This is a genomic window from Elusimicrobia bacterium HGW-Elusimicrobia-1 (genome assembly GCA_002841695.1).
Classification (GTDB): domain Bacteria; phylum Elusimicrobiota; class Endomicrobiia; order PHAN01; family PHAN01; genus PHAN01.
This window is the reverse complement of the sequence record PHAN01000003.1, coordinates 147341-172822: the sequence shown is the minus strand read 5'-3', so window position 1 is coordinate 172822 and position 25482 is coordinate 147341. Positions and strand designations below refer to the sequence as shown.

Sequence of the window (25482 nt, the reverse complement as noted above, 5' to 3'; positions counted from 1 at the left end):
GATGCTCTCATCGGACCCCGCTGTGATATTTTATTGCTTTATCTTTTCAGAGTATACATTTTCAGTGACCGTAATTCAAGCCATTCTTAGCTATTTTTTAGCTTCAAAACCACCCCAAATCCACTATAAATCACCACCCGAACGCCACACAAAAACCACACGAAAACCACTGGGGCAACCACTCGAAAACCACTAAAAAACCACGCGAAATTCGGGGTATTTATCGTTTACATAAAAACTTCGCGATTTTTAGCGGCCTATCTTCTCACCAATCCGACTTCCCGGGATGATTCCGCCTCGACCCACATTGCCAAACGCTACTTAGCGAAGCGCCGGCGAACCTTAGCCACAATCTGGTTATCCGTCATATTGCCGACTGCTTCAACCCCTGCGATGCGTCCGCCCAGTTTACTTTTTATAAGACGTTTTTTCAGTTCGCCTTTTGCCTCGCCGGGACCAAATATCAGAATGGATTCCGCGGCGCGAAGACACGCAATTATAGCATCGTAGTAAACGTTGATATGCCCTGTAAACATTCTCTGGCGACTATCGGACGCGGGCGCCTGCCGCGATGCATAACCTTTGCGGGACGAATCGCCGGAACGCTGGAGATGCTTTTCCACTTTCGACAATATCAGTATTGTGTCTTCCCCTTTGTCCGTAACGGCCACGATGACGGCTTTTCTGTGGTCAATCCACAAACCCATTCTTGTTTTCATCGGTCTCTCCTTAATTCTCCGGTTTGGTTATATTTTCCAACTGCGTTTGCTCAGCGCGGGCTACTTCGGCGCGAGCTTCGGCGAGGGCACGGAGCTTTCGTGCCGCGCGTTTGCCGTCTCCGGAAAGAATCGCGGAAAGCAAATCGCCCTCCGCCTCCGCAACGGCAAGTCTGAGGTAGTAGTCCATCGACTCTTTCAGATGAGCAACGACGATTCGGCCCGTGATGATGGGGTGGTTGTTCGTGACATTGGCCTCGGGATAGCGAGTGCCATGCTCCAACTCGACTTCAAGACCCGATTTGAAGACGGAAAGATCGACATTCATCGAAGGAACATCGAGTGCGCGAAGAACCGCTTCCGCTTCCTTCGCAGGAATGACGGGTTCCTTCAGAATAGACCAGTCCCGGATGCCCAGTTCCCGACAGACGCGACGGACTTCTTCCTTTGTGATGTATTCCGGAACTTTCATTTGCGTATCCTCCTTGCCGCAACGGACGTCACGCTCTGCCGCGCGGTTCTATTAGATTTGTACATCGCCAAACGATTCGGGGCTCGGAGCGATTTTTCCTTAGTAACGCTTTGCGGCCAGTATAGCATATCGTCGGCGCGGGGCTCAACCATCACACTGATTCAGAGCACGGCATCTTTCGGCGCAGGCGGCATCCAAGATTCACCCGCGCAATTCCGTATCATCCGTCCTTTTTTCGTACCAGAAGCCGAGCGCCTTGCGGGACTTGAGACCATAACGAAGCAGACGGACGAGCAGGCGCGACAGGTCGAATAAGTTGTTGGCGCGGGCTTTTCTTCCGGACGTGACGACATGCTCGCGCAAAATCACGAAACGGCCTTGGCGCTTGAGGGCGTTACTGACGACGATGTCTTCGGCGGCGTAGTAGCGCTCGTCGAAGCCGCCGGACGCCTCGAAGGCCCTGCGGGTGCAAAACACGAAACATCCCGGAGCAAGTCGCAGCATCCTGAAAAGCGGCATGCTCGCGGAAAGCATCGCGCGGGCGTAAAGAGGCAGGCGGCCGTCCATTCGGGCCGTCGCGCCGCCGCCGACGGCGCCGGAATCCATCGCGCGCATGGCGGCGCCAAGGACATCGGAGGTTATGAGGGTGTCGGCGTCGACGAAAAAGAGCCGTTCGCCCGATGATTCGCGCGCTCCCGCGTTGCGGGCCGAGGCGATTTGACGTCGCTCTATGCGGACGACCTTCGCGCCGCACTTGCGGGCGACATCGGACGTGGCGTCCGTCGAAGCGTCGTCAACTACGATGACTTCGTACGGTTCGCCAACGGACTTGGCCGCTTCGCCAATCGCTTGAAGCGTGGCGGGAAGCAATCGCTCTTCATTGTGGGCGGGGACGATGAATGATATCATCTTTGTTCTTTGTGCCTACTCAAGGACGGCGAGTGTTTTATATCGTCAACAAGTGTCGTGCGGCAATAACGCGGGTCGTTTCCGTCGGGGTGTGTTGATTTCAGATATATAATTTAAAGAGAATGGAAATCTGAGAGTATGTTAATGTCCCTGAAATGGGTCCGCGGGGCAAAAGCCACACATCGCTAAACCCCGAGCCCTCGCTTTTATTGACGCTGTAAACCCCGGAAAGAGTGAATCCCTGCGTTTTTATTCCCAGCCCGAAGGCATAATACAACCCGCCCGCGTAGCTCGCGTATGTGGTGAAATTTTTACTGTAATACATACTGTATCCCAATCGACCTATGATATAAGTGAAGTCGTTTACATAATAATGCCCCAGGAGATATAGCGGCGAAAAACCGATAGTAGCCGAGCCGCTAAAAGTCAGCGTCCTCGGCAACTGGTAAAAAGCTCCGAAACCAAGTCCCAAGGGAACGCCGCGTCCCTCGTATTCCCATCCGATTGCAACCCCGGCTCCGGAATCGACGGGTCGTTCACCGCTGTATGTGCCGATACTGTAGTTTTCCTTGAATGTACCGGGCAGATCCAATCCGACATAAAACGCACCGCCGCCGCGTTTCGGTAAGCCGCTTGATTTTTTGAGCGCTTCTATTTCCCGCAAAGCATCGTCGGCCTTTCGGTTTATCTCTTCTATCTCTCTCATCTTGCTTCTGTCGCCGGATATCTCCGTTATCCGCCGCTTCGTGTCGTCGACGTCGACTTCAATTTCTGCTTTTATGTAATAGGTCTTACCGTCCCATTTCTCTTCCAGTATCTTTGTTTCCGTGATTCCCGCGGTTATGCTTACTATCTGATGCTTCGTGAATTGTTCGCTCCCGGCTTTGCTTTCTCGTTCCGTGCTTTCAAATGCGCTTTCTATATAAGTGCCGACCTCCTCGATCAGACGCGACTTAACCTGATGCAATGCAATTGCCCGGGCGGTCAATTGGGTATCCTGCTTGCCGGCGCGATAATAGTGTTCCCTTATAAATGTTTTTGCAAGAAGCGCTTGGGAGAAAAACAGAATCATCATCGACGATAAAAACGCCGCGGGCGCAAAATAAAAAAGCCCGCGGCGCAGTAAACGCCCGGGCTGCCGATTATTTGCCGTTGAAAGCTTTGATGCTCTCATTTTACCCCTCTGTGTTACTGTTTCTGTTTCATCTTTTCAGAGTATACATTTTCGGACGGGTGGATTCAAATCAATGCTAAACACGGCTTAATCCGCCCGGAATCAACTATAAAATACCACACGAAGACCACACGAAAACCACGAGTAATCCATACAAAATTCATACGAAAACCACTTGAAACCCGGGAAATGATTGCGGTTTATCGAAAAATCCACCGATTCTAATATGTCGTCCGGTCAAGCCCTTGCCTTGGCTCGTTTCGACTTATCAAAAAAGATTTTAAGCTCGCCGCTTTTGCCTTCTCTTTTCGCCCACGCGCCGATTTCTTTAAGGTCGACTCGGTTCTTTTTGGTTATCATAATCGCCTGTTCGAGTGATTGATGATCATTCCAATGAAAAAACGCGGCGAGGCGGTCTTTCACGCTGTCCGTCGGAGACAACATTTTTATGACGCCGAATCTCGTCTTGAGTTTTTTTAAACTTTTGACTATTTCACGGCCAACGGCCACCGGCGCAGCGACAAACTCGATAAAGTAATATCCGCCGGGACGCTTGTAATGCCTCTCCCCCTTTGGCCTTGAAAATCCCATGCCGGCAAGGGCCGCGTCCATTTTCTTCAACTCGGCTTCGGCGACAAAATCCAGATCGGACGATTCATACTCGTTTTGCGTATAAATCGACACACACGCGCCGCCGACGAGAACGGCGTCGATTCCTTCTTTATTCAACCCCCCGCATACATGTGCGGCGAGTTCTTTGATGTTTTCTTTCCCGATGGATTTTTTCACAAAGGTTTACCGCTCCTGCGCGGGCGGGTGCGAAGCATGTAGTATTTTTTTATCTCCGCTTCGGGCAAAGCATCGAGGGCTTTTTTGAGTATAGCGCGCAACTCCGGCAAAAAGTAGTACCGTGGATTAAATGTGTACAGACGCAGTTTCCCGTAACGATTACTCGAAATGACGCCGCCGTTTTCCAGGCGTTTTAACTGCTGTTGAATGCCGTTTAAGCTGACGCCGAACAGTTGCGCGATGCTTTGCGGATAACCCTGCCCATAGCGCTCAAGATAAAGGAGTATTTTTTCGACCGTCTTGTTGCCGAGGATGGATTCAAGCATATTTCGCCTCCGGACGATTCACCATAATTTATGTTACATATACCATATTTTATGGTGAATGTCAAGGGGGAAATATTATCCCCGCTTAAGCGCCGGCGAGTCTATCGCCCGACGCAATATCAATGACCCGAATGAGCGTCGGACCGGCGGCGCCTAAAACTCATAACCTATGCCCAGACGCAAAATCAAACTTCTGTCGTCGCCCAGCGCCCTTATCCCCTCGGCGGAAAAAGTGTATCTCAACGGAGTCATATTCAACTTGATTCCGGCGCCACCGTATTCTCCTCTCCGCTCAACTCGGGGGTCTTTTCCGAGCGCGCAATACTCAAAAACATCTCCATATTGGACAAAAAAGCTTAAATCCCCCGAACCTATTTCCGCCCCACCGTAAGTTCTTGTATTATATTGATAACCTTTGTCATCGTGATAAAATTCACCGGCCTGCCACGACCCTTTATATTGATGCATTCTGCCATAAAGCAAAACACGGCCGGAAATCCGCCAATTTGTCTCTATCAATCCGTTTATCCTTTGATTTGGATCGGCGCCTATAAATTTTCCACCGTTATGCCGCAAAATAATATTTATCGGGCCTTCATACGGGCCCACCCTCATAACAATCGACGCTCCGCCGAAAAGCGGAACACCGTACCGAAAGAATCCCGCAAAACCGGGGCCGATTTCAAACCATGGCCAGTCAAAAGAAAAATTCAAATATGCTGCCTCGCCGAAACTTTCCATAAAATACGGCCTGAGATAACCCAAATCCATCCTGAATAAATACGGAAACTTCCAGTTGAAGCGGAATTTAAATTCGTCCAGCGGTTCGGCTCTGGACAGCGCGCCCTCAATTTCCATAATACCCTTTTCTGCGCGAGGACTGATCAAATCACCCGGTTTTATACGTCCGGCGCCGGAAATCACCACGCAATCAGAAGTCCACTCGTCGGTATTTATAACTTTAAGCGCCCCGATAACGGCTGTTTCTTTGTGTACTATTACACCTGTGCGCGGATTAACCTTGCTGTCGGATTTTATAATTTTGAATTGTTGGCTTTTTCTGACACCGTTGAGCAAGCCCAGTCCGATAACTACTTTGCGGCCATCCACTTTCATAATATGGCTGCCGGTGTATTCTATCGGAATGCTTTTTTTTGACTTTGTCAGCATCTCTATCTGCCTTAGCGCCTCATCGGCTTTTCTGTTTATCGCCTCTATTTCCCGCATCCGTTCCCTATCCTGCGATATCTCCCGAATTTTACGGCGTGTATCATCAATATCCACGTCTATCTCGGCCTTTATATAATATATTTTACCGTCCCACCGCTCTTCCAGTATCTTTGTCTCCGTGATTCCCGCTGTGATGCTTACTATCTGATATTTCGTGAATTGTCCGCCGAGACCGCCGCCCTCCTGCTCCGTGCTCTCAAACGTGCTTTCCATGTAAGTCCCGATTTCTTCGAGCAGCCGCGCCTTTACCTGATGCAGCGCTATCGCCCGGGAAGTGATTTCGGTGTCGTTTTTCCCGGCGCGGTAATAGTGTTCCCTGATGAAGGTTTTTGCAAGAAGTATATCGGAGAAAAACAAAATCATTATCGATGATAAAAACGCCGCGGACGCAAAATAAAAAAGCCCGCGGCAACGCAATTGCCCGGGCTTACAGCTGTTTATCGTTGAAAGCTTTAACGCTCTCATGCTGTCCCTCTTTTATGGTATCAGCGATACTCCAGCAGTATACATTTTTACGACCTTATCATCGTCAACATCATCTTAAATCGTTCGACGCCTTTTAGCGCGTGCGATTCGTTGGCGGGCATGATTATCATTTCGCCCTGCTTGACGGTGATGGGTTTGCCGGAGATGGTTATTTCGACGGCTCCGTCGAGCACGCAGACCATTGCATCGAAGGGCGCTGTGTGTTCGCTCAAGCCCTGACCTTTGTCGAAGGCGAAAAGCGTTACCGTGCCGGTTTTCTTTTCGATTAACGTTTTACTGACGACGGCGTTTGACTGATATTCTACGAGGTCGGCAAGACGGGGCGCGACGGGTTGGGTGGTCATTTGGGGGACTCCTTTGATAAACATCTTATGAAACGTAGCAATATTTCGGGTGTGGCAAACCGCGTGAGATCACCTACAAACTTTTAAACCATTCCCCGTTAATAATAACCTCTTCCATAAGTTTTGTGTTAATGCCTAATTTTAGTTCCCTCAGCTTGTCGCAAAGTTTTTCACCATCAATCAAATCGATCGGCGGCGCGCCATCACGGGTCGCCTCTTTGATAGCTTCACGTGTAAATGAACCTGTTGTAATAAATAACCCTTTATCCGCCCGCCCCGTCATAGCCCCTCGGAAATCCCTTATTTGGCTCGGGCTGACAACCCCCTTGTAACGCTTACATTGAAATATAACATGGAAACTCAATAGTCCGCTTATACGAATTATTCCCTTGCCATCTATACCACCGTCACCGGTACGACCTGTAACTTCCACTTGAATGAACCCGCTTTCCCTAAGCATTCTTTGCGCCAATCTTTCAAATGATGCAGGTGAAATTGCCAACAAAACATCAAGGAGCTCTTGCTTCCATTTTTGCGATTCATCTTCTGAGACAACATCCACATCAGAACTTTCTTTACCCTTTATTTCACTGACCTTTTTTAAATAATTCTCTCTGCATATTCTAACTATTTCGTTAGGTTTAATACTTTCCGGATCTATATCAGGTCTCGCAAGCGCCCACACTCCACGTTCGGAATTATTAAGTATGCCACATTTTTTTAGATATGTTCTTGCCCAAGCTAACCTATATTCAACTTCAGTCGTCGCACCATCTTTAGTGTGAGGTACCTTCAATATCTCTTCATCTATCTTTTCAAGTTCGGCAACCTTTCCATCAATCTCCTCAATGGTACCTGAACCACCTAAAGAAATAAGAGCTTTAACTACCGGACGCATTAATCCGTCAAATGTAGGTAAACCAGCAACCAGTTTTTTTATGGCCATATGTTCTCCCGTAAAATTTAGGAATTATTTATCAAACACAAACAAATGCTCGTGCATAATCAAATGGAAATTATATTTTTTCGACAAAGTTGCCCAAAGAGGCGTGGCCTTGCAGTTCCATTGGCGTTTGATTATGTCTTCCTTGAGTTTGAATCCTGAGTCGAGAAACGCTTTCATCACGCCGAAAGCGAGCGGTTGATAATAGCCATGCCTTCTCGTATCGCCTACAAGAATGGCGCAACGCTTGCCCGGTTTGAGCACGCGACGGCACTCGTCGGCAACTTTCTTTATCTCGTCACAAAAATCTTTAAGTTTGTGAATATTAGAGAGGTCGGATTTTATTTTCCCGTCACTATATTTGATAATGTCTACGTACGGCGGATGGGTGGCTATAAAATCAATGCTACCGTCGGGGATTCCGCTCAAATGGCGCGCATCGCCTAATCTGACCGATACCGGCGCCTGTCGAGCGGAGCTTTTGAAGTCAAGATTTTCCCTCGCAAGCCGCACCATTTTGGGATTTATGTCAATACCGATTGCGCGGCGACCCAAAAGTTTGCACTCTATCAGCGTCGTGCCGCTGCCACACATCTGATCCAAAACCAAATCGCCGGGCTTGGTGTAGCGCACTATCAAATTGCGCACCACCTGAGGCGCCCAATTACCCCGGAAAGCGGCGTTTTTGCCGTGCGTGGCCCACGCACCACGCTTCGGGAAAGACCAGACCGTAGTCGTTTCCAACTCGAAGTTTTCGAGAGTGCCAACACCCCCCACATCATTCATCTTGCCCCCCAATCGCTTTTTAGATTTTTTTTGCAAGAATATCTTCCAATACGCCTTTGGAGACCATCTCAAGATTGAGCAGATGGTCTATTTTGTCAAAAGTTTCGCGCAAAGGCCGCGCCGTGGACGACCAGCCAATACCGTCGGTAATCCAGACAAAGCCGTGGCCGTCATTCTTCCAATGCTCGAACATGGTTTTGTATTCACCTGCCGTGGATTTGAGTTTTGAACCGCCACCCCCGTAAAAATTCGTCTCGATAAGATACAACTTCTTTCCGGCGCGCGCGGCAAAATCAATTTTTCGTGAGGATTTATCGACGGTAAGATGCAACCCCCACTTTTTCTTGACACTTGCGGCATCGGCCTGTTTGAGATAGTCGAATCCATTGCGTTTACAAATATCCGCGACAAAAAACTCGACGATGCTCTCCATCATGGTGCCGGTGCGGTTCTTTCTTCCGTTAGAATCCAGCCCGACCTCGACACCGATAACATAATCCACGATATTTTTCAGCCGTTTCGACGATAAAAGCTCAAGAAATCCGGTTTTATCAGCGAACTCGACGGCCTTATCAATGTCTTGCTGACTTATGGTAGCGCCCGACGAAAAAGAAAAATCCGCATACTCAAACTTTCCGTAGCCGTATTTGTTCAAAATCTTGAAATCGTTTTCGCGCGAAGCAACCAGTATCGGTATCAATTTTACGAGTGAAGGATGTTTTTTAAGCAGCACGGCGAGTTCGGCTTTTATATTCTCTTTTCCGACGAGATAATTGAGAATATTCAAATCTATTTCGATGTCTTTGATATTCTTGAAAACTTTGGCCCAGTTAACGAAGTAGTCCCATCGGGTGATGGATTCTTTCAATGTGCGTATAATGTAATCGAAAACTTCGGAAGGGTCTTTGCAGGAGAGGCGCTCTTGGTATATCGGGTGATATTTCATCGTCGGGCAAACTCAGAAATTGCTGATTAGAAGTTCGCTTATGTGGCCCCGTCTGGCGCCGTCACAGTTGAGCATACGACTCGCCTCGACGCGGGAGATATTAAAACCGTCATATATTTTGTGGAAGAAGCGGTCGCGGGCGTTTTCGTTGCCCGGGTCGGAGTTGCTGAGTATCAGGGACGCGTCGAGATCCGACAAGTCGCGGCAGAGCTTGGCGAGGCGGCGTTGGTCATCGTCGGAAAAACCATCTTTGGTATAGGCGGTAAAGCTGGAAGTGGCGTTCAGCGGTCTGTACGGCGGGTCGAAGTATATCAGCGTGTCGCGGCGGGCATAACCGCGGGCGCGCTCAAAATCACCACGGATAAGTTTAACGCCTTTTAATGCGCGGGAAACGGCGAGCAAGTTTTCTTCGTCGAGGATTCTGGGATTTTTATATCTGCCATGAGGGACATTAAACTTACCTTTGCTGTTCTGACGATATAATCCGTTGAAACAAGTTTTATTGAGGGCAATCAACAGCGCGGCACGGTTTACTCGATCGGAGACGGAAGACACACGTTTTCCACGGGCGCGGTTATATTCATCGCGCATCTTGTAGAAAAACCGTTCCCTTTCTGCCGACGTTTTTTTGAGATATGATTTTTGAAGCGTGGCAAGCCGCTTAATGAGTTCGCGGGAATTGTTTTTTACTATTTTGTAGGCATTTATCAGGTCGGTATTGTTGTCAATAAGTACCGCGTTTTTTATATCATAGCGCGCCTTCAAATAGAAGAAAAACGCCCCGCCGCCGACGAAGGGTTCTATATAATTGTCTATAACGCCGGATTCTTTTACCGAGGAAGGCAGCCGATCCGCAAGCTCGTCCAGCAGTTGCGTCTTTCCTCCGGCCCATTTAACGAAAGGTTTTACTTTGGTCATATTGTGCTTGGTTTATTGACGGATAGAGTATACATTTTCGGGGCGGGGCAATCAAAGCTGGTCGGTTAGAAAAATGAATTGTTTATATAACCTATATGACCGACGCGAATGGACTATAGGCCTACTCGAATTAAATCTAAATTAAAGATGTAAGCTAATTTCAAGAAATTATTTTTTCTTTTTCCTACGCTTATGCACAAGAGTCAACATTTTGGCAGATTTATTATCTCTAGTATAATAACGCGTGCTTTCTAACCTTTCTTTTCTTTCTTGTTCACTAACTCCCGGAGCCGGTTCCCTTGAGATTTTTGCCATATAATTTCCTCCTTAAAAGTTATATATACTGCGCCCCACAAAAGTATTCATCTCGGGGGGAGAACTAGTATTATCAAATTATTTTCTCTGTTTTACATTTTTCACAATAAACCTTACTTAAAGTACAGTCACGCTCACAACTGCCCCAATCGCTACAGCGATGGCACTCTTTATTATTATGTTCCGTCGAGGCGGGTATATTACATTTAGTGCAATACCATTCGCCGTCCGAACTTTTCTTGGCACGTTCGTAAGCACTGGCCACCTGAAATCTAAATTTGGCACCAACAGACCCTCTTTTTTGAGGCATATATCCTCCCCCACTTTAATTACGCTTTATTCCAAAGTAGGATTTGCTCCACCACCCAACAGCAGGATCAAAACTATCGGAACATTCTGCTATGTGTAAATGTTAACGAACTAACTTTATTATTCTGATGCTCCTTGCACAAGATCGAGTGCGGCACGGTAAAGCATCGGAACCCAAAATATTGCCCCATTCTTATCATATCGCTCTTCAAAGAAACCAATGGTGCATAGTTCACGTGCGATTTCCATCGCCGCGTCATGCGAAGCATTCCAAATCCGTGCGAGCGAAACAACCGAGTATTGTGTGTTTTCATTGCGTAATTTTTCTATATATACTCGCATTGCCGGATATTCCGCATAAAGAGTTTGTTCTAGTCGCGTCTTAGAAACTTCTGATAGTGCACCCTTAAAAATTGCACGTGAAAATAGATGCCCTTCTTCTGGTTCAGATTCTCCAATTTCCATTTTACGCACCTGGGCATCGCGGAGCGCATTCAACAGATGAATAACTTCTCTCGGAGCCGTCTGTTTTGAAGCATCACAAGTTCGTCCGAGTATCCAGTCAAGGGTATTAGATTTTCTCGAACCAGCTTCTACTTGGAGTGGAAATAAGCGATAGAAAAATTCCTCTTGTTTACTGGTTGAACTAAGCACATCATCTTTATTTTCGCGGTAGTGTCCTAAAATTGTAGTGTTTTGTGTTGCTCGTCTAATAATTAGATTTAGCATTGATGCCCTGTTCCATTCTATGGTCAGGTGACGTGTAATATGGCTAGCCTCCCTAAATCCTGTGGTGGTTATATGTCGCCAAATATCTGTTCGAAGGAAGATTTTTATCCGCAAATTACGTAGCACCTGAAGATCAAGATAGACATGAAAGAGTGCTCGCAACGCATTCTGTTCGAGATCGGGCGAGTCTGCGAATGCAACATCTAACCTATCAAGTAATACCCATAGTTTATATCCGGCATCAGCGAGCGCTTTATCGCCCAACGTAAGTAAATGATCAAGAGAGACCATTCCCTTCGCAGATTGTTCAGCAGATGGCTCACCAAAAATGATCTTAGTTGTTATTGTCGACGTCTGACTAACTGTATCGAGGCAATGCGAGCTTTCCACAGCTGTTGGGCGTAACAACCTTTTAACGTAACCAAAGGCAGATATAAGAATCCTTTGCAGATTATTTGTGGCCAAAAGACCATTTGCCCGCAAATGCTCTCGCAGTTCCTTGGCTTGGTCACCAGCGAAACCATAGTCGTCGAGCGTTACAGACACAAGGCATGCCATATAGAGCTTCCATAACGCAATAAACTCACGCTCCGATGCCGGAGGATCGGCCTCTAATGCTCGAAATGCCGTGGCTCCACGAGGATTTTCTGCTACTGTTATAAGAATCCTACGGTCAAAAAGATTAGTTTTTCGTCCTACGAGCAAGGAATAAAGAGCGCTTTTTCCCGCTCCTTTCGGTCCATAAATGACATCAACCTCGTCGGAAAAGAGTCGTCGCCAGTGGTCTGTTTCAACGAAATATTGGGCAAGGCTGTCGACTTCTTCCTCTGCCACACGCTGACCAAAATTTGTTGACCGCAAAACTTCCAAAATTGCCATATCATCCCTCCGCATACCAACAATGCGTTTTACTATAATTTCATTATTATATGTTCCGACGACACATCTTCTCCCTTCTATTTTTTCGACGCTTACCCCTTATTATTGCATTATAACCAAAATCTCACTTTATTCCAACTGGGTCAAGATGAAAAACACATATCGGTATGACTTAGGAAAGGAATGGCGACTTGTTCGAAAGATTAGAAATGAACGCTAAGGACAAAATTTTAAACCGCACGGCGGATTTTCACAGCGCCGGGCGGCCGCCGCAAAAAAGTGTATCGCCGCCCCGAAAATGACCGCGAAAAATAAATTTAGGGGTGTCGAAAGGGTGTCGGGTAGCCGCAACAAAGAGGTAAAAAACGTTAATATTGGTTAAGTCTCGGTTGGTGTTTTTCCGTCGGAGGGAGGATTTTCCGTCGGAGGTTTTTTTTCTTCGCCTTGTTTAGCAAACCGCCGCCCTAAACCACTAGGCGACCTCTCCAGATATGTCAAATCGCTTTAAAAAATCAGTGCTTTTTCCGAGCCGCATTTTTCCCTTCGCGGGGCGCCGAACATACCAAAGTGACCAAAAAGTGACCGGGAGTTTCCTTTTGGTCATTTTTTTTGAGACGAAACGACATAAAATTCGTGGTGACCCAAAAGTGGCTACTTCTTGCCGCGAAATCGCGATACGCGAGGCATTTTCTCATCGGATAATGCCGCCTGAATCATTAAGAGATTTCAACACAATATCCCCGCGCAAACGCGCGGCTTTAACGGGGTTAAATCGTAACCCTGGAATTTCCATCACACCGTAGCCCTGTAGCGTCCATTGCGCGACATTTTCAAAGAACGAGAAACAACAGCTTATGCGACGGAAGATGCCGCGCACCATTTTTCGAGACAACGTGACTTGCGGTAATTATAACATTTTTTTTGGATGGTTTGTAATAGCGTGGGAGAGTTGACTTTTTAATAAATGCCCGGCGATGAGATATTTTGATTTTGTTAAACGAACGGGAGAGTTTAAAAGACTTTTGCCGCCGACTACTGACTCACCGAAATATCATCAACATAAAACTTCGCGGCGGGATTCGTCGAGAATCCTTCGGCACGAAGGGTGAGCGTAGCGTTTTGCGAGGGAGTTCCGGCGTTTATTGTCAAGAATTCCCAAGCGTTCTCCGCCGCGACGGTTGCAGAAACACTCGTCGGGGAAATGCCTTTTCCTGATAGTGTGAGTTTCGGTTTTGTGGCAGAGCCGCCGTATTCGGTGTTGTAGCGGATGTAGGCGGTAATCGTCAGAGCAGAACCTGATTTTACCGGAACGTCCCAATCCCAGATTTCTCCCCCGCCGAAGCCAAAAGCATTGGGGGAAGTTCGTGTTATCGATTTTTCCTGCCAGGGTTTTACGCGATAAGTAATGCCTATGTCTTCAAGGCGCGGGGTCGTCGTCGAATTCGTCGTCGTAAATGTGCTTTGATATTGAATGTAACGGCCATGCCAGTTGAGTGTTTGGCCGTTTGATACTGTGAGCCAAGACGGGGTTGATGAGTTTATCGAGAACGGGTAAGACGATACGCGCACTCCCACGGCAAGGTTTGCGCCGGAGGGTTGCGCGGCGGGGTTCCACGAGACGCTTGATACAACGACTTTTGAGGCGGTGTCTATTACCGCCGAGCGATATGTTCCCGTCGAGAAAAATGGGCATTCTTCGCTGCTGACCGAACTTATCGTTGGCTCCGTTGCTGCGTATCTGCGGATGAGGATATTATCATAATGATTATGACTTATGTCCCAACCGGACGCATCTGGTAAAACAGCAAACAATGAAACCGAGGATGAGCCGCTCGTGTAAGTGTTTTGGGATTTTTGTGTGCCACCAACATATAGAGTACACGTACCGGCAGAATATATGATTTTCATACGATATGACTGTGATTGAGCAATAGCGTCTCCATTAGCACTATTACCATTTATACTCCAACCGTGAGTGCCGCCAGCGAGGTGTTTTATATGTTGTGCCTTACCACCAATAAACTCAACCATCATATTCTGTCTATAGTTCACACTCTGAGATTCCTCGCTGGAAGCATCCAATTCAATTATCAGCGGGTCGGAAAAAGATAAAATCGTTGACCATTTTTCAGTAGAGCCGGCAGTACTGCTATCGGTAAGCGATAACTTGCCGCTTTCTATGGCATATGAACCGCCCGAATCAGTTCTTGCCCACTTATTTGCGTCAATACTTGATTGACTAAAATCATCAAAGAAAATTCCTGTGTTTAACATATTACTCCCTGTAGCGGCACTGGGATTGCCATAATACATATAAACCGTAGTTCCTGAAGTGGCGGGTAGCGTGGAGATTTTCACCCAAAAACCTCTGCAGTTGGCGGTGGTGGTGTCGGGGTCTATCCAGTACGGAATCGTTGTTGTCGCCGTCGACGGTGTAAACCTGAAATCGGCCATTGTGGGTTGGGCGGACGAGCGAATCGCAGTCCAGTTTGCGCCAAACGCGCTCGTTGGAATCCAAACTTGATAATCCGAAAGCCCGTAAGCAAGAGAATTGTTTATCGTAATTTTTCTTCGGTATTTCCAGCCGGCAAGCCACAACTCAGATGGCGAATGACCGGGGGTGGTAAATGTCGAACCCTGCCAGTCAAGTTGTAATTGGGTTTCAGGATACCAGGTGGCGTTTACTAAGACGCCGTTTTGCCAGTCGGTTTTGGATGTGTGGGTTATTTGGGTTGCGCTAAAAGCTTCGGAGGGGTTTAATAATAGACAGCAGATAGATAGATAGATAGATAGATAGATAGATAAGGAGCGTGTTTCATTTTGGGCCTCTTTTGGGGGCGGTTTGACTCGCTTTTTAGCGCGTAATATCCGCTTATTGTCATTGCGAGGAGCGCAGCGAGGAAGCAATCTTACAACAGCGAGATTGCTTCGTCATCAAGGGCAAGCCCTTGACTCCTCGCAATGACACCAGAACATATTTATACAAAATAATTGTTACGAAGTTGTTACGGCGGATTTTCGTAGGGACAGGTCGCGACCTGTCCCTACTGCGATACGTTTATGTCGTCAATATAAAATTTAGCCCCGGGGCTGGTAGAAAATCCCTCGGCACGGAGAGTTAGCGTAGCGTTTTGCGACGGTGTGCCGGCGTTTATCGTTAAAAGTTCCCAAGCGTTTTCGGCGGTGCCGGTGGCGGAGATACTCGTCGGCGAAATGCCGACACCTGAAAGCGTGAGTTTCGGTTTTGTCGCAGAACCTCCATATTCGGTATTGTAGCGGATGTACGCGGTGATAATAAGCGCGGAGCCACTTTTGACGGGAACATCCCAGTCCCATAATGCGTCTCCGACAAAGCCGAAAGCATTGGCGCCGGTTCTTACCGTCATATTCTCTTGATGTGTGCCCGGTTTTGCGCGCCAATCGGTTATTGTCGATGTGCCGATATTATCCGCTTTGTCTTTGGCTTTTACGCGAAAATAATAGCGTCCGTTTCTTTTCAGCGACGAGAAAGTATGGTCAGTTTGGGAAATCCAGCCGGAGTTGTTCGCGCCGCCCATATCGGCGTTGGGTGATATTTCCACAAAATACGGGTTCGTGTCCGCAAGGCCGCTTCCTTCGTCGGTGGCGGTGAAATATATTTTTATTTGTGTTTGGGATAATGCTGAAAAAGACGATATGGTTACTGTCGGAGATGATGTATCCACAATAAGTACGCCGTTTGATGTCGCTTCTTCTCCGGCAAATCCCGTGTCATCAAAAGCCCTGACGGAAACAAAATATCTTCGGCCATAATTGAGCGTTCTATATGATGTCGTCGAGGTCGCGGTTCCCGCGCTTGTCCATCCGAGGACTTCGTTTCCAAAAGGCGTATGGCCGATTTTGAATTCGTAGCGGTTGAGTGTGCGGCCTGCGGTTCTGATTGCGGCGGCATCCCAGTTGGCTTGGAGGCAGCTTGTTATCGTCGAGAAATTGATGTCTGCGCCCGCGCCGTCGCGGACAGTTGATGTTGAGGGTAAAACGTTTTTGTAGAGTCGGCCATAGTTGCCGGCTGTCGGGTCTGAACCGGCAAAAGTATTCACTGCAAAAACTTTAATAGTTCCGCCGTTTGAGGTCTGGTTGTTTCCGCCTCGGGCAGAAAAGTTTACGCCGGTGGCGTTGTTTGTTATCCATTTTCCGTCGAGAAGGACTGCTCCGCCGGCGCCAGTACCACCTCGACCACCATATCCCCCATAAGTGCTGGTTGGTTCGTGGGGATCTCCCCCGCCACCGCCCGCCATACCATTTGCCAAAAGCCATGCCGATGAATTTACCGTAATAGTTGAATACGCAACCAACCTTATAAAACCACTCCCCGATGCTCCACCAGCACCAGCACCGGCAGCACCAAGACCATCGGAAGATTTTCCTGCCCCTCCACCCCCGCCCCCGCCTGAACCTAAATATAATTCTTTTCCAGTTGTTGAGTCGCCGTTTCCAGCAGCACTCCTGTAACCTCCGACGATAGCATCCCCACCATTCCCGGGAGGCGTATTATTCGCCGCACCACCACCACCGGCGTATGCTCCGCAACCGGTGGCACCAGCACCTGCGGATGTTGGAGTTCCATTGCTACCAGTTGAACCACCAGAGCCACCGCCTCCACCTCCGCCAGTTCCTCCGCTGGTACCATATGCCGCTCCACCACCGCCAGCGCCATAGCCCCCACCGCCGCCTCCACCTGGATAAGCAGTGGCAGTAGTATCACCTGCACCACCGCCACCACCGCCTATCATCAATTCTCCGGCACCACCATTGGCATTTCCGATACGACGATAATTATTTCCAACGCCGCTGAAATTACTAACACTACCCGCCGCACCGTTACCAAAATATGTTCCTGTGCCGGAACCCGCCGCGCCGCCCGCACCACCACTGCCCTGCCTTGCGCCTCCGCCACCTCCACCGAAAATATTACCCGCGCCGCCGCCAAAACCATTACCTGCAACGCCTGCTCCAGTTCCGCCGCTACCTCCAGGTGAACCACCGCCACCGCCAGTTGAGGCACCATCTCCCCCAGCCCCGCCTAAACCATTGCTACCGCCCACGCCACCGTACCCTGTACCTGATTGATATGCCTGTCCGCCTCCACCCCCGCCACCATACCCCCGACCGCTCGCGGTGATGTAACCGCTTACTGTAATGTTGTTCGCGTGAATACCCAGCCAGCCGTCCTTGGGATTTGTCACTTTTGAATCCGCCGAGGAAATTCCGGCAGGAACGCTTTCAACTCGCCCGAATCCCTGCACGTAGCAGGTGGTGTTAGCAAGTATATTTATCGTTTCAAAAAAGTGGTTTCCGTAAAACGTGTTCAGCGCCGGGCCGCCCGACCACATCGCGGTGTAGTAACCGCCCGATGTTTCGTTTCTTATGCCGCTGACTGACACACCGTCCCATATTTCTTTTTCCGCAATCTGAACGCCGTTCGATGTTCCGACGGGGCCGTCGCCATCGGCGTTGACAGGCGTTATGTGGACATAGTAAGTCACGGCAGGCGTCAGCCACGCGCCCGCAAGGGCGTGTCCGGAGATGGCCGTAGAAGTGCTTGTGACGTTTCCGATGTTCGTCCAGTCAACAAGTGTTATCGTCGGGCCGGATGTTATTTTTATTTTGTATGAAGTCGCGCCCTCCACGGTAACCCAGTTTGACTTAATAAATCCCGCGCCTGTGTTTGTGGATGCGTATTGATACAGTAAATCCACACCGGCGGTTCCCGTGCCGTCACAGACACCATAAGAACCGGCGGGCCAAGCGGGAGGAAGAGCGGCAAGACGGGATGGAACGAGCGTAGCGAATAAAGAGAAAAATACGATGGCGGCGAGGCGGGGATAGGCGGATGTATAGAATCGTCCGAAAACCCGCCCAAAGAGGCGGGAAAGGTCGTTACAATTGAAACTATAGCGATTTGGGAGCAGCTGATTAAGGGTTTTACGAGAGGGGCAGCGGGGTTTTAGAGATTTGAAGCGGGGGCGGCGTAAAAGATAGACAGCAGATAGATAGATAGATAGATAGATAGATAGATAAGGAGCGTTTTCATATTAGGTCATCTTTGTATGTCATTACGGGCACACAATCAGGGGCGTTGTCACCCTGAGCGAAGCGAAGGGTCTCATTTGTCCGCGCTTGAAAAACGAGATGCTTCGTTTCACTCAGCATGACAATGATACTAATTTCTTATGTCATTTATACAAAATAATTGTTACGAAGTTGTTACGGCGAAAAATCTACTGGCTGATATTTATATCGTCGATATAAAATCTGGCCCCCGGATTCGTCGAGAATCCTTCGGCGCGAAGTGTGAGTGTGGCGTTTTGCGACGGCGTGCCGGGGTTGAGCGTCAAAAGTTCCCAGACGTTCTCGGCGGATGATGTCGCCGATATGCTCGTCGGTGAAATGCCTTTTCCTGATAAGGTGAGCTTCGGTTTTGTGGTCGAGCCGCCGTATTCTGAATTGTAACGGAGGTATGCGGTGATGATTAGAGCAGAACCTGATTTTACGGGGACATCCCAATCCCAAACAGCATCTCCGACGAACCCGAAGGCGTTGGCGCCGGTTCTCGTGGGTTGGCCTTGAGCGGATTTCGATTGAAACGCGCCGGGCTTCGTGCGCCAGGATATTGTTGCGGAGTTGGATGAGCCGGCGGTGTTATACGCTTGAACGTATCGGGAGTATTCTTTGTTGCGCTTCAGACCCGTTTCTATCCAGAAAGTCGTGTCGGCGGTGCGCGTAGAAAGCAGGCCGCCCGTCGACGTGTAAACCCTGAACTCGTCTTCCTGTGATGCGCCGGATGAGTTGTCCGTCCAACCCCATTCTATTGAGGTGTTGGAAAGTGCGGCGACGCGGTTTATTGTCGGTGCGAGCGGCGCGATGTTGGGCGCGAAAAGATTGTCAATATACTATCGCGTCTTTGTTCGCGTTGCTCACGGCTGAGATGTCCCAATCCACCGTCTGATACACGTTAGCCGAAGTTATGTTTGGTGTGATGTAAGTCGTCGTACCGCCGGAATCTCTGATGCCGATTTTGATGTTGCTTCCGGTTCTTGTCGAACGGATGTCGAATTTGATTTGTGTGTAATCGGAGAGGTTTATCGTCGGAGAAACTGTTCTGGTGAGGGTTTTATTTAGTGATGTAGTGATTCCCGCGCTGCCTTTTAGCGAATATGATCCCTGGGTTTTGAGGGTGGATTCGGAGTATGATTGTAGGACGGTTGCAGAAGAATATCTTATTATGACGATGCCGGAGCCGCCATTTCCACCGCTATTAGTGCCATTCCCGCCACCACCACCGCCACCGGTATTTGGACTGCCGTTTTGATGCGAATTGCCCCCGCCACCACTGCCACCAGAAGCCACAACACTATTTCTATTGGAACCAGCTCCACCTCCAGCGTAAGTTATAGGAGAACCTGAAATTGAATACAGAGCCCCAGTACCACCAGCCCCTGGTGTTGCTGCATCTACCGCAACATTTGACCCAACCCCGCCTGCGCCACCTCCGCCAGCGGAACTAAACGGATTTAGATTATAACCTGTAACAGTACCACCGGCGTTTCCTTGACCAGCAGTTCCTGCTGCTCCAGTATAGTTGTAGTAGTGTGAACCTCCTCCTCCGCTACCACCAACATAGGGAGCTGTGTTTTCTGAACTACCTCTACCACCACCTATGGCAGTCAAGGTTCCAAATACTGAATTATTTCCGTTAGTTTGATTTTCAGTTTGTGCTGTTGAACCAGCGCCTCCACCACCAACAGTTACAGTAATATTTCCTGATGCGGAATAAGCAGAATTGTAAATCAAACCTCCAGCACCTCCACCACTTCCCTGATACATAGCGCCGGCACCACCACCGCCAGCAACAACAAGAACCTCAACATTCGTGGAGACATTCATCGTAAAAGTTCCCGAAGCGGTAAAAGTATGAATCCTGTAACCGCCGACCTCGGTTATCGTTCCGCCCGTTGCTGTAACGGAAGAATTGCTCACATAGGCGCTTTGAGCATTTGCATCCGTGTTGTATTCCATGTAGTCGATTTCAAGAGGCGCGGCGGAAAGTCTGGAAGCGGGAAGGATGAAAAGTAAAAAGAAAAAGACAAGGGCAGAGGCGGCACGGCTGATTGATAATCTCTTTGAAAATAAAAACCCCGAAGTTTTGGATTTCCTCGGGTGTTCAGGTTCGGCTACGGACTATCTCATAAAGACAGCAGATAGATAGATAGATAGATAGATAGATAGATAAGGAGCGTGTTTCATTTTAGGACCTCTTCGGGGGGCGGATTGGCTCGCGTTTTGGCGCAAAACACCCGCTTATTGTCATTGCGAGGATCTTAGAGAAGTCGTCATTCCCGTGTAAACGGGAATCCAGAAATTTTTACAACATATTGAAAAGCATGGATTCCCGATAACAACATTCGGGAATGACAAACCAAAAAACGAGATTGCCACGCCCCCGATAAATCGGGGGCTCGCAATGACATCCGAGTATATTTATACAAAATAATTGTTACGAAGTTGTTACGATGGGAAGATGCCGTCACCGGTGCAACCGGCTGGATGCTCTGGCAGTGCGCGCGCCGCTTCTTTCGTCATCGGATTATGGTTTCTGTGGCGAACGCGGCGACTTTAAGGCGGGCGCTTATGACGTTTTTAAGCAACTGCGAGGCGGGCGACGTCTCGGTGATGGTTCTTAGAATCTTCATCGTCGGGATCCTCACGGCGACGTCTTTGTGGTCGAGATAATTGAATAACGCCGTCGAAAGAGCGTCGGTTTCGCCGGAGCCGATAGCCGAAAGATTGACCTCCGACATCATTCTTAGAACCGAAGCCATTTCGACGGCGTCGCGACTCATCGCGGACGGAAGCGCCCTGAACGCGCGTAGCGCCGGAAAAATCGAGAGCATAAGCCGGAAGGCCTTCAGCCTGACAGCCCTGTTCGTCGAGGCAAGAAAGCCCGATAGTTTTTCGAAGGTCTCCGGATCGGCCGACGGCCCGCCTGCGGCGATGTCTTTCTGCGCGACGGCAAAAGCGCGCGCGGCTTCGTCGTCTTCGGAAAGAAACTCAAGAGCGTCGGGATTTATTGCCGCCATCGCGCCGCGGGGTTCTTGCCGGCGCGAAGTATCGGCCTCTCGACGCGCATCCGAACCGCCGCTACGGAATCTGCCGACGGCAAATACGGCAAAAAGCAACGCTATCGCGGATGCCGCCGCCGCTCCGACGTAAAAATCGCCCCGACCCGCCGTTTTATTTTCTTGGCGACTCGTTTGCGCGGCAGCCGCCGCGGCGGACGATACGGCGGATTCGGCGCTCATCTTCATATAGTCGCGCAGAAGCGCGGCGTTTTCTTTGTTGAGGTCTGCTATAACCGACATCAGCGACGTTATAAGCCGTTCGCGTTCGATTTGGAATTCCTCCCGCGCGCGGGCGAGGGCGGTCGAGGCCTTTTTTGCGATTTCGGTCGCGGTCTTGTCACCGGGTTTCTGAATCAGCGCGGCTTCGGCCAAATGTTCCGCGCGCGCGAACTCGCCTTTTTTCATGGCTTCGGCGGCAAGCGCGAGAATCTTCGGCACGCTCGTAACGGCAGCGGGCAGAGCTGCAGCCGCCGCGCGCCCGGGCGGACGTGTCGCCGGTAAAATTGTTTTGCCGCGCGCGCCCGGCGTTTTTCCGTCGGGCGACGGCTTGGCGGCTGTGGCCCCGCCTCCGGACTTGGAAGTTGTTTCGTCACGCGGGACGGCAAGTTTTTCACTCGCGGCGGCCATATTTTTGAGTCGTCCGTGAATCTCGGACACCCTTTTGTCGTCGGGCGCGCGGCGCATCGTATCGGCGGCGGCCGCAAGAGCCCCCGAATAGTCGCCCGATGCGGCCAAAGACGACACGCGTTCAAGGGCGACTTTGACATAAAAACTTTTCTTGTCGGCGTCGGCGGGATTTCTGTCGACCACGATTTCAAGCAGAGAAAGCGCCGAAGTAGTGTCCCCCTCCAAAAACCTGCCGACACCGGTTAGAAACATCGTCTCGGTCGCCACGTCGGATTCCGCCTTGGCGGAGGGCGCGGCGCAAACCAAAAAACAGGCCGCCGCGAATATCACAAACAAAAACTTCGTCGGAAACGTCATATTTTCAGCAACTCCCTGATTTTGTCCATCAACACGTACACCTCGAAAGGTTTCTCAAAAAACGCCTCGATTTTTATCGCCGGATTTTTCGCGATGAAAGTTTCCATTATACTTTTGCTCGTTATCACAATGACCGGTATGCCGGAAAGTCCGGGCGTCGTTTTAAGACGGGTCAGCGTCGTAAAACCGTCCTGCACGGGCATAACCATGTCCGTTATGACGAGGTCGGGGTTTTCCTTTTGCGCGAGTTCCAGCCCTTCTCTGCCGTCGGCGGCCAGAAGCGGCCGCGCGCCGATATGTATTATGCCAAGATACAGAAGTTCGCGCGTCTCTTCGGTGTCGTCTATCACAAGAACTTTTTTCATAACGGGTTGCGGTCTTGAAGCGTAATTTTATCGTCGGATGAAGTGCCGGGGAGGTATGAATTACGCGATGGAAAATGCGGGTTGGGCGCGGAGTTTCTCTATTCTCACGATGTGCGCTTCTTTCTGCGCGGCCAGAATCGCTTTCAAACTTTTGAAGATGACGCCGGATGCCGCCTCGTCGGAAATCGCAAGACCGCAGACGACATAAACGCCGTCGCGCATGGTCCATACGACTTCGGCGGGAACCGAGGTTATGACGTTGCCGCCGGAGAGCGTCGCGTCGAATATTATCGTTTCGCCGGCCGTCAACGGACATCTCGTGACGAGTTTCGCTCCGGCCACAGAAATGTCGCGGAAACGCCCCCATGATTCGCCGGAGTTGTGCGGCCTGAAAATCACGGGAGCAAGCAGAGCGACCCTGGGAGTTATTCTTCTTTGCACGACGGTATTCTACGATTTGAGAATGCCGGACGACAATAGGCCGAACGGGTATGTTTTTGCCTATGGTCAATAGGTATAATGGCTTTCATTCGGGGTGAAAAAATGTGAGTCGTGAATGGCTCGGTAAAAAAAGTAACGACTGGATAGTTTGTCGAGGGCTATTGGCTTATCGAGATATCGTCGATATAAAACTTAGCCCCGGGATTCGTCGAGAAACCTTCCGCTTTAAGTGTGAGTATGGCATTTTGTGACGGCGTTCCGGGGTTTATCGTCAAGAGTTCCCAGGCATTCTCGGCGGATGATGTCGCCGATGCGCTCGTCGGAGAAATGCCCCCGCCCGAAAGCGTGAGTTTCGGTTTTGTCGCCGAGCCGCCGTATTCTGAATTGTAACGGATGTATGCGGTTATCGTAAGAGCCGAGCCGGATTTTACGGGAACGTTCCAATCCCAGACGGCGTCTCCGACGAAACCGAATGCGTTTGCGCCGGTTCTCGTCGGCTCGCTTTGCGCCGACTTCGCCTGGAACGCGCCGGGCTTTGTGCGCCAGATTATCGTCGCGGAGTTGGATGAGCCGGCGGTGTTATACGCTTGAATGTAACGAGCGTATTCCTTGTTGCGCTTAAGTCCGGTTTCTATCCAGAAAGTCGTGTCGGCGGTACGCGTAGAAAGCAAACCTCCCGTCGAAGAATAAACCCTGAACTCGTCTTCCTGTGATGCACCTGATGAGTTGTCCTGCCACCACCATTCTATCGAGGCGGGAGACGGGGAGAATGCGCGATTGGGCGTCGGTGCATTTGGCGGTATTGTGGGAGCGAAAAGATTATCGATATAAAAAGTATTTGAGGCATCGGCATTGACGATTTCTATTATTATTCTATCTATGACATCTTTGTTTGCGTTGGTCACGGCGGATATATCCCAATCTATCGTCTGATAATTATTTGCCGAGGTTATGTTAGGGGTGATATAGGTCGTCGTGCCGCCGGAATCTCTTATCCCTATTTTGATGTTGCTTCCGGTTCTTGTGGAGCGGATGTCAAACTTGATTTGTGTGTAGTTGGAGAGGTTTATCGTCGGGGATACTATTCTGGTGAGGGTTTTGTTGAGGGAGGTGGTGACGGGCGCGGAGGACTTTATCGCGTAGGAACCTTGGGTTTTTATGGTGGGTTCGGAGTAAGTCAGAAGTGGCGAGGGGTATCTTATTATGACGATGCCGGAGCCGCCGGCGCTCCCCCCGCCTTCTGGATCGCCACCTCCCCCACCACCACCCGTGTTTGGGGTTGCAGCACTTCCGTAACCAATATCATTCCAAGTACCGTTACCTCCTCCACCAAGACCACCAATTCCTCCTCCAGTTACAGGAGTAGAATTTGTATTAACACCACCGCCACCACCACCTGCATAGTAAACTGCTGATCCAGAAATGCTGCATTGCAATCCTACCCCGCCATTTCCCCCACGACCACGAACGCTATCTTCGTTAGTAGCGTTTTCCCCTGCACCGCCAGAACCACCACCGCCGCCAGAACCGCCATAACTTGCTCTAATAGCAATTCCGCCTTGATTACCTTGACCTGATGTTCCACTCTTAGGAGAAAAAGTATTGCCGTCGGAGCCACCACCACCACCCGAACCACCTGTGCTTGCATTATCAACGGCGTGAGCACCACCGCCTCCACCGCCAATTGCGGTAAGAGAACTAAAAACTGAGTTCCCTCCATTGCCTCCGGCAGACCCACCTGTACCACCAGAACCAGCGGAACCACCAGCACCAATAGTAACGGAATAACCTTGTGCAGTAACCGAGAATACAGAATTGTAAATCAAACCTCCTGCACCACCGCCCCCCTTTCCACCGCCACCACCGCCGGCCACAACAAGCACCTCGACATTCGTCGAGACATTCATCGTAAAAGTTCCGTTGCTCGTGAAAGTATGAATCCTGTAACCGCCGACTTCTGTTATCGTTCCGCCCGTCGCTGTGACAGAAGAATTGCTCACGTAGGCGGCCTGCGCGGCGGCGGTGGTTGTGTATTCCATATAATCGAGTTCGAGGGGGGCGGCGTAAAGAGAGTGAATAGTAAATAGTGAATAGAGAATAGTGAAAACAAAAGCAGCGGCGAGGCGGCGGGCGAAAGCATTATTGGCATCGCGACAAATGCAAAACTTGGGTGGCAATTTCCCTATTCGGGAGATTGCTTCGCCCCGCCAAAAGACGGCGGGGCTCGCAATGACAGGGGCTGGGGGCGGTGGCACTGAAA

General features: G+C 49.8%; 21 protein-coding genes and 1 pseudogene. 1 reads left to right on the top strand and 21 read right to left on the bottom strand.

Going from position 1 to position 25482, the window contains the following annotated elements; translation table 11 throughout:
• Window positions 1-317: 317 nt before the first annotated feature.
• From CVU77_02840 to CVU77_02765, 16 genes are all read right to left on the bottom strand, one after another.
• Window positions 318-719: a hypothetical protein gene (locus CVU77_02840; protein ID PKN01888.1), complete on the bottom strand. Its 402-nt coding sequence runs from the start codon at window positions 717-719 to the stop codon at window positions 318-320.
• A 10-nt stretch (window positions 720-729) separates the two neighbouring features.
• The gene (locus CVU77_02835; GenBank protein ID PKN01887.1) at window positions 730-1188 is read right to left on the bottom strand and encodes a hypothetical protein; all 459 of its coding nucleotides are present in this window, start codon (window positions 1186-1188) and stop codon (window positions 730-732) included.
• Window positions 1189-1389: 201 nt separating this feature from the next.
• Entirely contained in the window at window positions 1390-2097 is a 708-nt protein-coding gene (locus CVU77_02830) for a glycosyl transferase family 2 (GenBank protein PKN01886.1), read from the bottom strand.
• Window positions 2098-2197: 100 nt separating this feature from the next.
• Entirely contained in the window at window positions 2198-3271 is a 1074-nt protein-coding gene (locus CVU77_02825) for a hypothetical protein (GenBank protein PKN01885.1), read from the bottom strand.
• Between the two features lie 237 nt (window positions 3272-3508).
• On the bottom strand, window positions 3509-4060 hold the full coding sequence (locus tag CVU77_02820) for a hypothetical protein (GenBank protein PKN01884.1): 552 nt from the start codon (window positions 4058-4060) through the stop codon (window positions 3509-3511).
• Window positions 4057-4386 (bottom strand): ArsR family transcriptional regulator, encoded by a 330-nt coding sequence (locus tag CVU77_02815; protein PKN01883.1) that lies wholly within the window; start codon window positions 4384-4386, stop codon window positions 4057-4059. The genes CVU77_02820 and CVU77_02815 overlap by 4 nt, the downstream gene beginning before the upstream one ends.
• 153 nt (window positions 4387-4539) lie before the next feature.
• The gene (locus CVU77_02810) at window positions 4540-6081 is read right to left on the bottom strand and encodes a hypothetical protein (GenBank protein ID PKN01882.1); all 1542 of its coding nucleotides are present in this window, start codon (window positions 6079-6081) and stop codon (window positions 4540-4542) included.
• A 47-nt stretch (window positions 6082-6128) separates the two neighbouring features.
• Window positions 6129-6446 carry a cupin domain-containing protein gene (locus CVU77_02805; GenBank protein PKN02025.1) on the bottom strand — a complete coding sequence of 106 codons (318 nt, stop codon included), beginning with the start codon at window positions 6444-6446 and terminating at the stop codon, window positions 6129-6131.
• Window positions 6447-6519: 73 nt separating this feature from the next.
• Window positions 6520-7392, bottom strand: a complete 873-nt coding sequence (locus CVU77_02800) for a restriction endonuclease (GenBank protein ID PKN01881.1) — start codon at window positions 7390-7392, stop codon at window positions 6520-6522.
• Window positions 7393-7416: 24 nt separating this feature from the next.
• Window positions 7417-8175, bottom strand: a complete 759-nt coding sequence (locus tag CVU77_02795; protein ID PKN01880.1) for a site-specific DNA-methyltransferase — start codon at window positions 8173-8175, stop codon at window positions 7417-7419.
• Between the two features lie 19 nt (window positions 8176-8194).
• Window positions 8195-9121 carry a restriction endonuclease gene (locus tag CVU77_02790; GenBank protein PKN01879.1) on the bottom strand — a complete coding sequence of 309 codons (927 nt, stop codon included), beginning with the start codon at window positions 9119-9121 and terminating at the stop codon, window positions 8195-8197.
• A gap of 12 nt (window positions 9122-9133) precedes the next feature.
• Entirely contained in the window at window positions 9134-10039 is a 906-nt protein-coding gene (locus tag CVU77_02785; GenBank protein ID PKN01878.1) for a modification methylase, read from the bottom strand.
• 744 nt (window positions 10040-10783) lie between these two features.
• Window positions 10784-12271: a hypothetical protein gene (locus CVU77_02780; GenBank protein ID PKN01877.1), complete on the bottom strand. Its 1488-nt coding sequence runs from the start codon at window positions 12269-12271 to the stop codon at window positions 10784-10786.
• A gap of 512 nt (window positions 12272-12783) precedes the next feature.
• Complete coding sequence (locus tag CVU77_02775; GenBank protein ID PKN01876.1) at window positions 12784-12966, bottom strand: hypothetical protein; 183 nt, start codon at window positions 12964-12966, stop codon at window positions 12784-12786.
• Window positions 12967-13303: 337 nt separating this feature from the next.
• Window positions 13304-14869, bottom strand: coding sequence for a hypothetical protein (locus CVU77_02770; protein ID PKN01875.1), 1566 nt, complete (start codon window positions 14867-14869; stop codon window positions 13304-13306).
• A 446-nt stretch (window positions 14870-15315) separates the two neighbouring features.
• On the bottom strand, window positions 15316-16350 hold the full coding sequence (locus tag CVU77_02765) for a hypothetical protein (GenBank protein PKN01874.1): 1035 nt from the start codon (window positions 16348-16350) through the stop codon (window positions 15316-15318).
• A gap of 526 nt (window positions 16351-16876) precedes the next feature.
• On the opposite strand from CVU77_02765, the pseudogene CVU77_02760 reads away from it, so the two are divergent.
• A pseudogene (locus tag CVU77_02760) lies at window positions 16877-17380 on the top strand (hypothetical protein).
• A 3509-nt stretch (window positions 17381-20889) separates the two neighbouring features.
• On the opposite strand, the gene CVU77_02755 reads toward CVU77_02760, so the two are convergent.
• From CVU77_02755 to CVU77_02735, 5 genes are all read right to left on the bottom strand, one after another.
• A complete protein-coding gene (locus CVU77_02755; GenBank protein ID PKN01873.1) occupies window positions 20890-22416 on the bottom strand; it encodes a hypothetical protein in 1527 nt (508 codons plus the stop codon).
• Window positions 22413-22781 (bottom strand): two-component system response regulator, encoded by a 369-nt coding sequence (locus CVU77_02750; GenBank protein ID PKN01872.1) that lies wholly within the window; start codon window positions 22779-22781, stop codon window positions 22413-22415. Before CVU77_02750 ends, CVU77_02755 begins: the two co-directional genes overlap by 4 nt.
• 60 nt (window positions 22782-22841) lie before the next feature.
• On the bottom strand, window positions 22842-23222 hold the full coding sequence (locus CVU77_02745; GenBank protein PKN01871.1) for a hypothetical protein: 381 nt from the start codon (window positions 23220-23222) through the stop codon (window positions 22842-22844).
• A gap of 158 nt (window positions 23223-23380) precedes the next feature.
• The gene (locus tag CVU77_02740) at window positions 23381-24127 is read right to left on the bottom strand and encodes a hypothetical protein (protein ID PKN01870.1); all 747 of its coding nucleotides are present in this window, start codon (window positions 24125-24127) and stop codon (window positions 23381-23383) included.
• A gap of 533 nt (window positions 24128-24660) precedes the next feature.
• Window positions 24661-24942, bottom strand: coding sequence for a hypothetical protein (locus CVU77_02735; protein PKN01869.1), 282 nt, complete (start codon window positions 24940-24942; stop codon window positions 24661-24663).
• Window positions 24943-25482 lie beyond the last annotated feature (540 nt).